This is a genomic window from Enterococcus sp. M190262 (genome assembly GCF_005843965.1).
Lineage (GTDB): Bacteria > Bacillota > Bacilli > Lactobacillales > Enterococcaceae > Enterococcus_D > Enterococcus_D gallinarum.
The window spans coordinates 3263593-3278692 of the sequence record NZ_CP040461.1 but is presented as its reverse complement, the minus strand read 5'-3'; the positions used below and the strand labels follow the sequence as shown (position 1 = coordinate 3278692).

The 15100-nt window shown below is 41.8% G+C and carries 15 protein-coding genes; 14 read left to right on the top strand and 1 reads right to left on the bottom strand.

The window, feature by feature from the left end; all coding sequences use genetic code 11:
• Positions 1–122: 122 nt before the first annotated feature.
• The 14 genes from FE005_RS15450 (at position 123) to FE005_RS15385 (ending at position 14132) form a co-directional block, all read left to right on the top strand.
• Positions 123–896 (top strand): TatD family hydrolase, encoded by a 774-nt coding sequence (locus FE005_RS15450; RefSeq protein WP_081131481.1) that lies wholly within the window; start codon positions 123–125, stop codon positions 894–896.
• Positions 886–1461 (top strand): ribonuclease M5, encoded by a 576-nt coding sequence (gene rnmV / locus FE005_RS15445; RefSeq protein WP_005470883.1) that lies wholly within the window; start codon positions 886–888, stop codon positions 1459–1461. The genes FE005_RS15450 and rnmV overlap by 11 nt, the downstream gene beginning before the upstream one ends.
• The gene (gene rsmA / locus FE005_RS15440) at positions 1458–2360 is read left to right on the top strand and encodes a 16S rRNA (adenine(1518)-N(6)/adenine(1519)-N(6))-dimethyltransferase RsmA (protein WP_003125972.1); all 903 of its coding nucleotides are present in this window, start codon (positions 1458–1460) and stop codon (positions 2358–2360) included. Before rnmV ends, rsmA begins: the two co-directional genes overlap by 4 nt.
• A gap of 255 nt (positions 2361–2615) precedes the next feature.
• The gene (locus FE005_RS15435; RefSeq protein WP_003125974.1) at positions 2616–3230 is read left to right on the top strand and encodes a hypothetical protein; all 615 of its coding nucleotides are present in this window, start codon (positions 2616–2618) and stop codon (positions 3228–3230) included.
• A gap of 212 nt (positions 3231–3442) precedes the next feature.
• Entirely contained in the window at positions 3443–4216 is a 774-nt protein-coding gene (locus FE005_RS15430) for a C39 family peptidase (protein WP_138372160.1), read from the top strand.
• A 618-nt stretch (positions 4217–4834) separates the two neighbouring features.
• Positions 4835–5788: a homoserine O-succinyltransferase gene (gene metA, locus FE005_RS15425; protein WP_138372159.1), complete on the top strand. Its 954-nt coding sequence runs from the start codon at positions 4835–4837 to the stop codon at positions 5786–5788.
• 321 nt (positions 5789–6109) lie between these two features.
• Positions 6110–7201 carry an aminotransferase class I/II-fold pyridoxal phosphate-dependent enzyme gene (locus FE005_RS15420; protein ID WP_103299479.1) on the top strand — a complete coding sequence of 364 codons (1092 nt, stop codon included), beginning with the start codon at positions 6110–6112 and terminating at the stop codon, positions 7199–7201.
• A gap of 266 nt (positions 7202–7467) precedes the next feature.
• The gene (locus FE005_RS15415) at positions 7468–8283 is read left to right on the top strand and encodes a MetQ/NlpA family ABC transporter substrate-binding protein (RefSeq protein WP_103299481.1); all 816 of its coding nucleotides are present in this window, start codon (positions 7468–7470) and stop codon (positions 8281–8283) included.
• A 15-nt stretch (positions 8284–8298) separates the two neighbouring features.
• On the top strand, positions 8299–9879 hold the full coding sequence (locus FE005_RS15410; RefSeq protein WP_081131475.1) for an ABC transporter substrate-binding protein: 1581 nt from the start codon (positions 8299–8301) through the stop codon (positions 9877–9879).
• A gap of 310 nt (positions 9880–10189) precedes the next feature.
• Positions 10190–11152 (top strand): ABC transporter permease, encoded by a 963-nt coding sequence (locus tag FE005_RS15405; protein WP_005470889.1) that lies wholly within the window; start codon positions 10190–10192, stop codon positions 11150–11152.
• The gene (locus tag FE005_RS15400) at positions 11149–11979 is read left to right on the top strand and encodes an ABC transporter permease (protein WP_003125985.1); all 831 of its coding nucleotides are present in this window, start codon (positions 11149–11151) and stop codon (positions 11977–11979) included. Before FE005_RS15405 ends, FE005_RS15400 begins: the two co-directional genes overlap by 4 nt.
• Before the next feature lie 5 nt (positions 11980–11984).
• A complete protein-coding gene (locus tag FE005_RS15395; protein WP_103299485.1) occupies positions 11985–12857 on the top strand; it encodes an ABC transporter ATP-binding protein in 873 nt (290 codons plus the stop codon).
• Positions 12854–13750, top strand: a complete 897-nt coding sequence (locus FE005_RS15390; protein ID WP_103299487.1) for an ATP-binding cassette domain-containing protein — start codon at positions 12854–12856, stop codon at positions 13748–13750. Before FE005_RS15395 ends, FE005_RS15390 begins: the two co-directional genes overlap by 4 nt.
• A complete protein-coding gene (locus FE005_RS15385; protein ID WP_060813947.1) occupies positions 13740–14132 on the top strand; it encodes an OsmC family protein in 393 nt (130 codons plus the stop codon). Before FE005_RS15390 ends, FE005_RS15385 begins: the two co-directional genes overlap by 11 nt.
• A 68-nt stretch (positions 14133–14200) precedes the next feature.
• Here the strand turns inward: FE005_RS15385 and FE005_RS15380 are convergent, their stop codons facing one another.
• The gene (locus FE005_RS15380) at positions 14201–14857 is read right to left on the bottom strand and encodes a Crp/Fnr family transcriptional regulator (RefSeq protein WP_003125990.1); all 657 of its coding nucleotides are present in this window, start codon (positions 14855–14857) and stop codon (positions 14201–14203) included.
• Between the last annotated feature and the right edge of the window lie 243 nt (positions 14858–15100).

The following is a 15100-nucleotide window of genomic DNA, read 5'->3' as shown; positions in this document are numbered from 1 at the left end:
ACCTTTGGGCTGATTTTTCTTGATTGCTGAAAACTTTCTTTAGCAAATGAAAAAACAAGAAGGATTCGTTTCTTAAAGCCGCAAAATATGCTAGAGTATAGAGGAAACAAGGAGGAAGTTTTATGATTTTTGATTCACATACGCATTTAAATGCAGAACAATTTAATGAAGAGATTCCCGAAACGATTGCCAGAGCTCACGAGCTAGGAGTAACGAAAATGGCAGTTGTCGGATTTGATCAACCTACGATTGAAAAGTCATTGGCATTAAGTCAAGAATATGATGGGATATACAGTATCATTGGATGGCATCCAACAGAAGCGGGATCTTACACAAAAGAGATTGAGGCATTCATCCAAGAGCGCCTGACACAACCCAAAGTTGTAGCTTTAGGAGAAATTGGATTGGACTATCATTGGATGGAAGATCCAAAAGAGGTACAATCGGCTGTCTTTCGTCGGCAAATCGCGATCGCTAAAGAGATGCATTTACCTATCAGTATTCATACCCGAGAAGCGATCGAAGACACGTACCAGATTTTAAAAGAAGAAAAAATCACTGATATCGGCGGCATCATGCATAGTTTCAGTGGTGATGGTGAATGGGCAAAGCGCTTTTTGGATTTAGGTATGCACATTTCATTTAGTGGTGTAGTGACCTTCAAAAAGGCGTTGGATGTCCAAGAAGCTGCGCAAGTGGTTCCGATCGATCGTCTATTAGTGGAAACTGATGCACCTTATCTTGCACCAATGCCTTACCGAGGAAAACGCAATGAACCAGGGTATACCCGCTATGTAGTCGAAAAAATCGCGGAACTGCGTCAGATGTCTTTTGAGGAAGTCGCCAAGCAAACGTATATCAATGCTGAGAAGTTGTTCAACCTTTATGAAGGATAGATGGAGAATCGAAGAGATCATTGTCGTCGAAGGGAAAGACGATACGCGCCGATTGCAAGAAGTGTTTGATGTCGATACGATTGAAACGATCGGATCAGCGATTGACGAAACCATCTTAAGTCAAATTGAACATGCCCAAGAGACTCGTGGCGTGATCGTTTTTACAGACCCTGATTTTTCGGGTGAAAAAATTCGTAAAATCATAATGGAAGCTGTCCCGGCTGCCCAACATGCCTTTTTGCCTCGAAGCCAAGCTGCACCAAAGAAAAAGGGCAGTTTAGGAGTGGAACACGCTAGTGATGAAGCGCTTAGAGAAGCACTTCGCAAAGTCGTCACGCCAGTCAGTCAGCAAGATGAAGACGAGAGTGAGAAAATTTCTCGTCAAGTTTTAGCAAGCTATGGGCTGATTGCTGGTGAGCAAGCACGAGCAAAACGGGAAAAACTCGGAGATGTTTTACGAATCGGTTATACGAATGCCAAACAGTTGGAAAAACGTCTTGCCATGTTTCGTATTACTGAAACAGAATTGGCTGAAGCAATGAAGATAGTGGAGGAAGAATTGTGAAAGAACAAAGGGATATTGCAACCCCATCAAGAACGAAAGAAATATTAGCAAAACATGGCTTTACCTTCAAAAAGAGCCTGGGGCAGAATTTCTTGACTGAACCTAATATTTTGCGCAAAATCGTTGCGACTGCTGCAATCGATGATCAAACAAATGTGATAGAAGTCGGACCGGGGATCGGCGCTCTGACCGAGCAATTGGCGAAACATGCGCGTCAAGTCCTGGCTTTTGAGATTGATGACCGTTTGATTCCAGTTTTACAAGATACATTGGCTCCTTATTCGAACATTCAAGTGATTCATCAAGATGTTTTACAAGCAGACTTGTCTACAATGATCAGAGAAGCTTTTACCGATGAACGGCCAATCAAAGTCGTAGCGAATCTTCCTTACTATATTACGACGCCGATCATGATGCATTTCTTAGAATCACAGGCACCAATACAAGAAATGGTTGTCATGATGCAAAAAGAAGTGGCTGACCGTATTTCAGCTGTTCCAGGAACGAAAGCGTATGGCTCTTTATCGATCGCTGTCCAATACTACATGGAAGCAGAGCTTGCTTTTATTGTCCCTAAGACGGTTTTTGTGCCCCAACCAAATGTGGATTCCGCAATCTTGAAGCTGACTCGTCGTGCAACTCCTGCGGTTGAAGTAACAGATGAAAAAGAATTCTTCAAGTTGACGAAGGCAGCCTTCCAATTACGACGGAAAACGTTGTGGAATAACCTGCAGAATTCCTATGGAAAAGATGAAAAAACGAAAGAATGGCTTAAAGCGAGTTTAGCTGCCAGTGAAATTGATCCAACTCGTCGCGGAGAGACATTGTCATTAGCAGAATTCGCACGTTTGAGCAATGAAATGCTGGCGCACAAAAAGGGACTTGAAATAAATGAATAATGAAACAGCAGGGGCTGTGGCATAAGTGAGGCAACAAACTGAATATCTGAAGGAAAGGGGAAAGGACCTATTCCAACCGTATCGTTGGTTCAAGGGGCACTTTTAACAGAATTCGCTACCTTATCTCCTTCAGGTATTTTTGTCTGTTCATACTTAGGTCATCGTTCTGTTTTTTTTGTGTCTTGACACCTTGGTGTTTTCAAGCTACAATGAGCGAGATAAATGTGTCAAGACACATTGAAGGAGGAATTATTCATGAAGAAACATTCAGTACGTCATTTAACGATTGCAGCACTTTTGATTGGTATGGGAATCGTTATTCCAATGGTGATGCCCAAGATCGTCATCGGGCCGGCTTCCTTTACTTTAGCTAGCCATGTGCCATTGTTTGTGGCGATGTTCTTTTCACCAGGGATGGCGATAGCAGTAGCTTTAGGTACCACATTTGGCTTTTTTATCACATTACCGCCGATCATTGCTTTGCGGGCATTGTCGCACGTTGTTTTTGCCGTGATCGGGGCATTTTATTTACAAAAAAATCCAAGTATTTTATTAAAGAACGGCAAGCCAACATTATTCAATGCTCGTTTTCAAGCCTTTAATCTTGTGATTGGCCTTATCCATTCTATTGTGGAAATGCTTGTTGTAGCTGTTTTCTATTTTACCGGCAATGTACCAGGCACCGCGTTTGATGGCAATTTTTACTACTTCTTGTTTGTCTTGATGGGTATCGGTGGCTTGATCCATAGTTTGATAGATTATAACTTAGCCTATTTTGTTGCCGGGGCACTAAGCAAACAGTTTGATATTCGTTCCTTTTCAAGCGCAAAAAAACTATTACTAGGAAAAAAGAAACAAGTCCTTTCTTAGAATTAGACAACAAATACAAAGCGTAATGGTAAATGCTAAGGGAACTTTCTCCATGTTCTCTTAGCTTCTTTTTATGCTCATTTAGGGATGGTCTAAATCATTGGATTCAACGCTTTGAGAAGCATTGTTTTCCTAAATTATGGTTCTAAAACATAAATTCTTTTCGTTCCTTTGACATTCAAGGTATAATAGTCAAAGAAGAAAGGAGTAAACTGATGAAAAAGAAAAGCATTCGTTTGCTTTTAGGTCTGCTCACCTTTAGTTTGTTCTTTATCTTGCTTTTCTATGATAAAGCTGGAGCAACTCCTTATGTGAAGAAGCAAGAACAAGCGGCACAATCGGTGACTTCGATATCAGGACTGGATCTGACTGCAGAAAAAGAAGAGCCCGTGATTCGATTAGATGTACCATTGGAAAGCCAATTTGATCCAGAATATTTAGGGAATGGCTGTGAAGTCACTGCTTTATCCATGCTGTTGAATTTCTACGGGTATGATACAAATAAAAATGAGCTGGCTGCCAAATTAGACTATGTCCCTGTTTACGCAGATGAAACTCATCGAGGAGACCCACGAGAAGGTTTTGTGGGGAATATTTATGGCGGCGATGGAGCAATGGGGGTTGCGGTAGAACCAATCGCCAAAGTTGCGAGCCAGATGGTAGGGGCATCCTATCAAGTGGTAAGTGGTCGAGACAAATCTTTTGATGAGATTATTGAAGTTTTGGAGAAGGGCACGCCTATCTGGATGATTGCTACCCTTGAATTGCAAGTACCAACCAATGCTGATTTTTTTGAGTGGCCGACGCAATCGGGAATGATCTACGAAACGACATTGATCCATTCCGTTGTTATTACTGGAATAGATGGAGACAAAATGTATGTCAACGATCCTTATGGCTACAAGGATCGTGAAGTTTCACGAGATGATCTGCAAGAAATCTATGAACAAATGGATCAACAATATCTCTATCTTTCAGAGAAATAAGCCAAAGTCTTAAAAGCGGATTGACATTGAATGGAAGAACGATTATAATTCTTAGAAATTACAAATAGAGATGAAACGTTGAAGAGAAGAGTAAGCGCTACGTTGAAGGTACAGAGACTCCGGTTGGTGAAAAAGGAGACATGAGACAGGCGTTGAAGATGAGCTCTGAGTTTTTATTTGGTTCACGCCAAATAGACGGTATGCGCCCGATAACGCGCCAAGTATCATTGGTACTGTTGAGGTGCACGCCTGCAAAGGCAGCACGAATTAGGGTGGTAACACGAGTCAGTCGTCCCTTTTATCGTTAATGTAACGATAAAAGGGACGACTTTTTGCTGTGAATCACTGCGACTGACATGCAAGTCCTTCTTAGCGAACTATGCTTAGAAGCGACTGTAGGCGAAGCACAGAGTAGACGAGCAGATGATGAACAGTACTAGGGGACCGAAGGGAACGTAGTCACCACGTCCCGAATCACTGCGACTGACATGCAAAGCATGGCATGCAAGTCACACTGAACCAACCATGTTCAGAAGCAACGATAGGTAAAACCACGAGAAACGATAAGGTAATAAAAAGTAAATGTTCATAGGAGTCGATTGAAAAAGGAGTGAGAAGATGCCAATCATCATCCCCAAAGAATTACCGGCAGCAGCTATTTTGCAGCACAACATTTTTGCTTTACAACAACAGCGAGCTATCAAACAAGAAATTCGCCCTTTGAAAATTGCGATCGTCAACTTGATGCCGCAAAAAATCACTACAGAAAATCAATTGTTGCAGCTTTTGTCCCAAAGTCCTTTGCAAATCGAAGTAACATTATTGAAAATGCAGCAACATGAAAGCAAAAATACTAGCTCGACTCATCTAGACAAGTTTTATGTCGCATTTAAGGCAGTCAGTGAGGAACGTTTCGATGCCTTGATCATTACAGGAGCACCAGTCGAAAAAATGCCTTTTGAAATGATTGATTATTGGCAGGAACTTCAGGAAGTCATGGCTTGGAGTCAAACAAATTGCACATCGGTATTGCATATCTGCTGGGGAGCACAAGCTGGGCTGTACTATCATTATGGTATCCAAAAAGTGCTTCATAAGCAAAAACTTTTTGGTATTTTTGAACAGCGAGTGATCGAGGCTCATCCGCTGATACGAGGGTTTAATGATTCCTTCATGATGCCCCATTCTCGTTATACGGGGATCAATGAGGCGCAGCTGCCACTTGCCCCTCTGAATGTGCTTGTTACAGGAATAGAGACCGGTCCAGCACTCTTAGTTTCCCATGACCATAAAAATAGTTTTCTTTTAGGGCATTTGGAATACTATACAGAAACGTTGAAAGAAGAATATTTGCGAGATAAAGCCAAAGGGCTCAAAACGGCACTCCCCAAAAATTATTTTTCCGACCAGCAAGGAACGGTCATCAATCGCTGGCGAGGGCATGCGTCCTTGTTTTTCAGTAACTGGATCCACGAAACCTACCAGCGCACGCCTTATGATTTACAGATTCTGCCAACGCGTACTGGTTATTATATAGGTAATGAATGGGAGGGCGGACATAGGCGGCAGTGACTTTAGTCAATGTTTTTTTCAGTGAAAAAAAAGAGCGCTAGACAAAGAAGGTTGATCTGAAAAGCCCGCTAGTTTTAAACCAGTTACTGCTGTACTCATTTACTGCTACCCTCCATCAATGGTCAGGTTTTCCACAGCGAATGATCAAAACAGCTCATTTTGCTTCATTGTTTCACAAAAGGCTATGATTGCTTCATTCTACTCATCAACGAACAATTTGGCAGTTAAGGCAACTAGTTTCACTACTATCGTCAGAATCTTGCGACAACGACTTTATCCCGCTTCATTGAGCACACTAAACAAAGAAAGGAAAATACGATTATGACTGTTGATATGACGACTTTTTTAGCACAACTAGGCAATCGTTCGGATCAAGCGACGGGAGCTGTCAGTGCACCAATCTATCTCTCTACCACCTATGCGCATCCTGAATTAGGTCAAAGTACCGGTTATGATTATACACGTACCAAAAACCCGACGAGAGAGCTATTAGAATCCGGACTGGCTACCTTAGAAAATGGCGCTCGAGGAATCGTCACGAGCTCAGGTATGAGTGCGATCGCATTGATTTTTGAACTTTTCCCAAGCGGTAGTGAATTTCTCGTATCAAGAGATTTATATGGGGGTAGTTATCGTTTTTTTGAAGAGTTACAAGCGCGCCAGATTGCTTATTTTCATTATTTCAATACGCTAAACGAACTTGAAGAACAAATCAGTTCAACGATTGCGGCGGTCTTTTTAGAAACTCCGACAAATCCATTGATGACAGAAATCGATGTGTCTGCGGTCGCCGAGATCGCGCATCAAGTCAATGCTTTACTCATCGTTGACAATACTTTTTTGACACCATTGAGACAAAAACCGTTGGAACTAGGCGCAGACCTCGTTCTTCATTCTGGGACCAAGTTCCTGACAGGTCACAATGATATTTTGGCTGGTGTGATCATTGCAAAAGAAGTCTCCCTTGGTGAACGCTTGACCTATCTTGCCAATAGCACTGGCCCAACTTTAAGCAGCTTCGACTGTTGGTTGTTCATTCGCAGTTTAAAAACGTTGCCGTTACGGTTTGAAAGACAAGAGCAAAACGCAAAAGAAATCGCTGCGTTTTTAAAACGCCAACCAGCAATCAAAGACGTACTGTATCCTGGTGTAGGAGGTATGATCAGTCTTCGGTTAAAGGAGGCAGTGAAAGTCCGTTCATTTTTGAAGGAACTCTCAATTTTTACATTTGCTGAAAGTTTGGGCGGAGTTGAAAGTCTCATCACTTATCCTACGACGCAGACACATGCAGATATCCCTAAAGAGTTGCGGGAGTCCTATGGTTTGACGCCGGATCTCTTGCGGCTCTCTATTGGGATCGAGAATAGTCAGGACTTGATTGCGGATCTTACGCAGGCATTGTCTTACATCTAAAAAAACCCCTTTTTGCGAGTACTATAGAAAGATATAGCGCAAGGCTTTACTAGAGTTTCTTTATTGACAGTTTTTGGTGTATAAGATAAAGTTACACTACATATGAATAGTTAGTCCGATGATCAACTGACTACAGCAGGAAATGTAAAGTTGTAGTTAAGTACTAAGTATTCTATCCAGTCATTGCGTCTATTTGCGACAATCACAAGAAAGGGATCGTTGCTTCTGTAGGCTTCGCTCAAAGGGGGAAAAAGGGGAAGAAAAAAATGAAAATAAGTTGGAAAAAATGGGTTAGCGTATTTTTAGGCGTATTGGTTTTTGCTTTGGCAGGCTGCAGCAAACCTGCCTCAGAGGCAACTACAGTAAAGCTTGGGGTTGTTGGAGAGCAAAATGAAGCTTGGGAATATGTTCAGGAACAATTGTTGGAAAAAGAGCAAATCAATCTACAGCTCGTTAAATTTACTGATTATCGTCAGCCCATCCTGGCACTAGAGGACGGTTCGATTGATCTGCACGCAGCCTTGACAGAGATTTTTATGGATAATGTCAATCAGGAAAGCGGATATTCCAATACAACGATTGCTTATACCACACTCAATCCACTGGGGATTTATTCAGACAAAATCAAAGACATTGCTGAATTGGCTGATGGTGCTACTGTCGCGTTACCAAATGACGTTTCAAATGAGAGCCGCGCATTATTGTTGCTGCAGACGGCCGGGGTGATCACATTGGATCAATCAAAAGGTCTGCTGCCAACGACGAATGATATCACCGATAACCCGAAGCAGCTGACGTTCAAGTTGCTGGATGCCAATCAGACCGCGCGAGCAATAACGGATGTCGATATTTCATTGATTAACAATGGGATGGCTGTTGATGCCGGATTTGTGCCAACAGAAGATGCGATTTTCTTAGAGCCTGTCGCAGATTCGTCCAAACCGTATTACAATGTGATCGCGGCCCGAGCGGAGGAAAAAGAAAATCAGACGTATCAGACGATCATTGAGTATTATCAAACAGATGAAGTCAAAGAAATTATTGATAAAGTAACAAAAAAATCAAGTATACCTGTATGGTAAGAAAGTAGGAGAACGATGAAAAATTGGAAAAAAGGATTGATTGGGACGGCGATTATCAGTATAGGTTTATTCTTAGCTGCGTGCTCCTCATCCAGTACACAAGATTCAACAACAAAAACTTCAACTCAAGCAGGAGATAAAGACACGTTCACTTATGCGATCAGCGGTGATCCAACGTCAACGAATCCAATCAATACGAGTGACCGTTGGGGGCTGACTGTCACCAACATGATCTATTCTCCTTTAGTGATTGTTGAAGCGGATGGAACAACCCAAAATGCACTAGCAGATTCCGTTGAGCCAGCTGAGGATGGCTTGTCCTTGACGGTTCATTTGAAAAAAGATGTGAAATGGTCAGATGGCGAAGCCTTTACCGCAGAGGATGTTGTTTTTACTTATGAACAAAAAGTGAAAAAAGAAAACGGCAATGCAGATGCGTTATGGGTAGATGGAAAACCGGTCAGCATTGAAAAAGTTGATGATTATACAGTGAAGTTTGTGTTACCTTCTGCAAGTGCAGCAGCATTAAATAATATCGCAACTGAAACGTATATCATTCCTGAACATATTTATAAAGATGTGACTGATTTTTCTGTTAGCGAATTGCCTGAAACCCCCGTAGGAACAGGGCCTTACAAATTAAAGGAATACAAGCGCGGCGAATATTTTACTTTTGAAGCCAATGAAAACTATTACGGCGGCGAAGCAGCAATCAAAAATGTGACGTTGCGGATCATTGAAAGTACTGATACGGCTAAAGTCGCTTTACAAAAAGGCGAAGTAGATGCGGCAGTTGTCTTGCCTTCTGATATTGAAGATTTGGATGAATCAATGATCTCAGTATATCCTTATACTGAAAATCGGGTTGGTTATCTAGGATTGAATACTCATTCTGATGCCCTCAAAGATGTCAAAGTAAGACAAGCGGTTCTTTATGCTTTGAACAAAAATGAAATGAATCAAGCAGCGTATTTGAGTGATGAATATTATGATACGCCATATTCTTTCTTGCCACCGAACAATCCTTACGCGACCGAAGACGTGGAAAAATATGAAACAAATGTGGAAAAAGCCAAAGAACTTTTGCAAGAAGCGGGTGTATCCAATCTCCAACTGAATCTAGCATTTACTTCAACGGATCCTGCACAAACGATTCAGGCAACATTGATTCAACAACAATTACAGCAAGCAGGTATCAACGTTTCATTGGAAGGCGGCGATGGAACAGCGATCTTTACAGAATTGAAAAAAGCCGGTTCGACAAAATACAATTTATTTTTAGGCGGCTATATCATGGGAAATGACCCAGATCTTTATGGTATGCTTTTCAAAACGGATGGCAGCTCAAATTATTTCCAAACACAGAACAAAACTACCGATGATTTGTTTGCTAAAGCAGCGGTTGAGTTAGATGAAACAAAACGGAAAGAGTTATATGACCAGCTGCAACAAGCCATTGCCGATGATGCTCGAATCTATCCTATCGTAGATAATAAAAAGATTTTAGCTGTCAACAATCGCATTGCCAATGTAGAAGAAGCTGGCTTGATTCCAATCTACACATTTGAAGATATGTCAAAATTGACAATCAAGTAACATGAATGGTTGTGACAGAAGTCAAAGAAAGACGGAAAACATAGACGGATTCGCCTTCTTTAAAGTTGGCGGATCTGCACCAAGAAGTTGGGCTGTGCCCTAAGTAACATCCAGATGAAAATGCCTGAAATGGTTGAGATAGAGGTAGACGCTGAAGGTACAACCGCTCTTGTATGACAGGAGCCATCTCAAGTTTCTTCGGATATCAGTTGGATGAAATACTTAGGTTCTTGCTCCTCTGGTGCATGCGATTTGTTATCTGTCTAGCGGCCTTCTGTCATGATTTTTTTTGAGAGAAAGAAGGGAAACCATGTTCCGATATATTATGAAGCGAGTATTGCAGGCTATTCCTCTGCTATTCGTTATTTCATTCATCGTTTTTTCACTGATTCATATCGCACCTTATGATGTGATCGATTCAATCACAACGCCAAATATGACACAAGAGCAAATTGATCTGTTGCGGCAACGCTATGGATTGGATCAACCATTTCTAGTGCAATACTTTCTATGGATCAAAAACATCCTTACAGGGAACTTGGGATTTTCATTAGTATCCCAGAACAGTATCGCTCAAGAATTAGCGGTCAGAATCCCTAATACGATTCGACTGGTTCTGCCAGCGTATCTGACTGCATTGTTGTTAGCAATTTTACTCGGACTGTTGGCGGCAGCAAACAAGGGAAAAGTATGGGATCGTCTGATCGACGGTATTGCTTCTTTAGGAATCGCGGTGCCTACATTCTGGTTTGCAATGATTTTGATTTATCTTTTTGGGTATCGGCTGAATCTGTTTCCTATCATTGGGATGTATACTGTTGGAAAAGAAGGAGATTTCAACGATTTTCTGCAACATTTTATTTTGCCTTATGCAACACTGACGGTCGCTTTTTTCCCAGAATTAACTCGGTACATTCGCGCCTCAGCTACGCAACAAGTATCAGAAGATTATGTCGTTGTACAGCAGGCATTTCACGCTACGAAATGGCAGATTTTTAGCCGTCATATCAGTCGCAATGTGTTGATCCCGATCGTGACGCAAATTGGTTTGGCACTGCCAATGCTGGTCACAGGAGCAATCATTACAGAAACCATCTATGGCTGGCCAGGGGTCGGTCCTTATTTGATGAGTGCTACGAAAAGTTTGGACTATCCCGTGATCATGGCAATCATGTTGCTGTCAGCGACCTTAGTTATTTTAGGCAATCTATTGGCGGATGTTCTTTATTCGATTGTTGATCCAAGAATACGTAAAGGAGGGAATCGTTCATGAAACGATTGAAGAAAATCAGAAAGGCGATTTTCTCTTCTCCAGTTTACGCCTTTTCTTTTATCTTTTTGACGTTGCTGATTTTGTTGTCATTAGCGGCACCTTTGATTCCAATCGATCCGAATGCGACGGATGTCAGCAATATGTCCCAAGCACCTAGCTGGGCCCATCTGTTCGGAACGGATGAAGTTGGACGAGACTATTTCATTCGAGTTGTCTACGGCGGTCGGGTCTCGTTATTAGTGGGAGTACTAGCGATGATTACAGCGACATTGATCGGCACGATGGTCGGTTTAGCTGCTGGATACTTTGGTGGTTGGGTGGACAGTCTTTTGATGCGTCTTGTTGATGTCTTGTCTTCCATTCCTTGGTTGGTATTAGTGATTGTTTTAAGTGTCTTTCTGCGTCCGGGATTGACGACGATCATTATTGTGATTGGCGGCTTTTCGTGGATGAATATCGCTCGTCTGATTCGGGGAGAAACACTTGCTGCGAAAGAAAGAGAATATGTTGTCTATGGTAAGTTTATTGGTCGGACATCCTTTAGTATTATTTTCCGCCATATTTTTCCAGCAGTTTTACCTACGCTGATCGTGGCAGCTTCTGCCAGCATCTCAGGAGCGATCATGACAGAATCTGCGTTGAGTTTTTTGGGAATGGGAATCCAACAGCCAATGGCTTCTTGGGGGAGTTTGCTGCAAAATGCCCAAAGCAGTTTGCAACGAGCCCCTTATATGGCAATTCTGCCCGGCTTATTCGTGATTTTTACCATCTATTCATTTAATAATCTGGGGGACATGATCAAACGTGTCTTGCAGCGGGAGGTGTAGCAAGCATGACAGAGCCATTACTTACGGTGAAAAACTTAAATGTGTTTTTTCATAGAAAACAAGGAGATCAGCAGCTGCTGAAAGAAATCGACCTAGTCATTCCTAAAGGACAAGTCGTGGGGATCGTCGGTGAATCAGGCAGTGGCAAGAGTATGACGATGAAAAGCGTGATGGGGATCTTACCAGAAAATATCTCCGACTCCTTTGACTCGTTTGTTTTTGAAGGCAAACCAGTTGTTGATCGCAGCAAATTACCGCTAGCCATGATTTTTCAAGATCCAATGACATCATTGAACCCTTTGCGAACCATCGGGTATCACTTGATTGAAGTCATTCGCAGACATCAGAAAATGTCAAAAAAAGCTGCGCAAACAATTGCCATTGCGGAGTTGAACAAGGTAGGGATCCCCCTTCCTGAACAACGGATGAAGCAGTATCCCCATGAATTATCAGGGGGGATGCGGCAGCGGGTCATGATCGCTATGGCACTGTTGGCACAGCCGAAGTTGCTGATTGCAGATGAACCAACGACTGCATTAGATGTAACGATTCAAGCTCAGATCTTGGCATTGATCAAGCAATTGCAGCGAGCAGAGAACCTTTCGGTCGTTCTGGTGACCCATGATTTTGGGGTTGTCGCTGGCATGTGTGATTTTATCAAGGTGATGTACCAAGGAAGAGTGGTAGAGGAAGGGACTACTGAAGAAATTTTCTATCAACCTCAGCATCTCTATACGAAGCAACTGCTCGAGGCCGCCCACTTAGGGGATAAAGAAGAAACAGTTGTCTTTGACTATCAGGAAGAACTTCCTGATGTGTTACACGTTCGGGAAATCTCTGAGACGCATCGTGTTTGGGAAGGAGGAGCAAGCAATTGAAGGAATTGATACGAGTCGAAGAGGCCAGCAAAACGTTTCGAAGCAAAAACTGGCGTGGTGTAGTGACAGAAGTGCGCGCAGTAGAGAATGTTAGTTTGACGATCCATCGGGGCGAAACTCTAGGCCTTGTAGGAGAATCAGGCAGTGGTAAAACAACATTAGGCCGTAGTATTTTGAATCTGGAAACTTTATCTGCAGGCAAAGTCTTTTTTGAGGGACAAGAGCTGGCAAGTTTGTCACCAGAGGAACAAAAGAAACGCTATCAGCAGATGCAAGTAATTTTTCAAGATCCTTATTCTGCGTTGAATCCACGAATGACTGCTTTGGAGTTAGTGATGGAGCCTTTACTGAAAGAAACGAAAGACGCTGCACGAGCAAAGGCTAAAGAGATACTTGCGATCGTTGGAATCAAAGGAGAGGACATCCATAAATTTCCTCGGAATTTCAGTGGTGGACAACGTCAACGGATCGGGATTGCTCGAGCAGTCGTTAATCGACCAGCCTTTGTCTTGTGTGATGAACCAACTTCTGCATTAGATGTGTCGATTCAAGCGCAGATCATTCAATTACTTCTAAAGCTGCAAAAAGAATTTTCATTGTCCTATTTATTTATTTCCCATGATTTGTCCGTGATCCGTCATATCAGTGACCGCACCGCAGTCATGTATCAAGGAAAATTGGTTGAATTGGCGCCAACAAAACGACTCTTTGAAAGCCCTCAGCATCCTTATACAAAGAAACTATTGGCAGCAGCACCAATCGCTGATCCAATTCTGGCTCGAGCAGCAATGGATCAGAAAGACATCCAAGAAACGATCACTTTAAGTCCTCTTTTTGAATGGATAGAAGTAGAAAAAGAACATTATGTAAGGAGAGAAAAAAATGACAGTTGAAACCTTAACACTGGTTCAAGGAAAAGATAAATTAGAATTACCACAGCAAAATGGCAACTGGGTCTTGGCTCGAGAACTAGGATACTCACCGGTTCAGATGCTTGTAACTGCAGCCGCAGCTTGTGGCGGTTATGTGTATACTTCTGTTTTGGAGAATTCTCATGTGCCTGCTGAGATTGAAAAAATCGAAGTCAGTTATACGAGAGATTCTACGAAGAAAGCAGAGCCGATCTCTTCGATCCAGATCGATTTTTATGCGCGGATTTCAGCGGAATATCAAGAAAAAGCCATTCGCTGTCTCAAACTCGTTTCTCCGAATTGTCCAGTCATCCAATCATTAGATCCAACGATCACGGTAGCAGAAACAGTTCATTTCATTTAATTCAAACAACACAAAACACGTTAAACAAAAAGGCAGCTAGTCAAAAGAAATTCGACTAGCTGCCTTTTCTAATAAATAATATTTTCGCGAATTGACCCGATATCTAAAACCAATAGTTTCCGGTCTTGAGTCTTGATAGCACCGCTTTCTCTCAACCGCTGCATCATTCGATTGACACTACTTGCTGAAGTGATACCGCAAAAGCGGGCGATTTCCTCATTGGTTACCTCAAAATCAATCAAGGTTCCTTCACCCACTGGTACCCCAAAGGTTTCGTATAATTCATTCAATTGTGTACAGACCGCACCAAATTTGCCATTCATCAGCATTTGCTGCATTTTTTTCATGGAGTACATTAGATTTTTGCGATAGTACTCTTTGACATAATCTTGTAACGCCCGATTTTGATTGACATCTGTCCAGAATTGATCGCGCACGATCTTATATAATTCGGCTTCTTCTGACTCGACACGCACATTGAAGGGCGCTTCGACTTCTTGTGAAGATTCATCTTTAAAAAGAGAAACAATATCGAAATCATTCATATAGCGCAAATTAAATTCACGCCCCTCATGAGTGACGACACTTGTCTTGATGATCCCTTTTTTCAAAATATAGACATAACGATCAGGGATTCCTTCATACGTCAAATAACTTCTTTTTTTACGTATGACTACTGGAATATTATTTTGTTCTAAATAGTCCATTAATAGCTGTTTTACCAAACAAAGCACTCCTCTTATTCCTATAGTGTTTCCTTTTCAATGAACAGTCACATTCGCCAAATCTGGGTGAATATTCTTTTTTAATTAAAGAACATTCTAACTCAAAAAGCAATAACAAATGTTAATGTATTATGTTTTTGCGTTTTTTCAGCAACAAAAGCGAATTTGCGCTCTTGAAATATCAGGTATAGTTAGACCTGTCATCTGAGAAAGAGGATGATGAAACAAAGAAACAATAAAAAA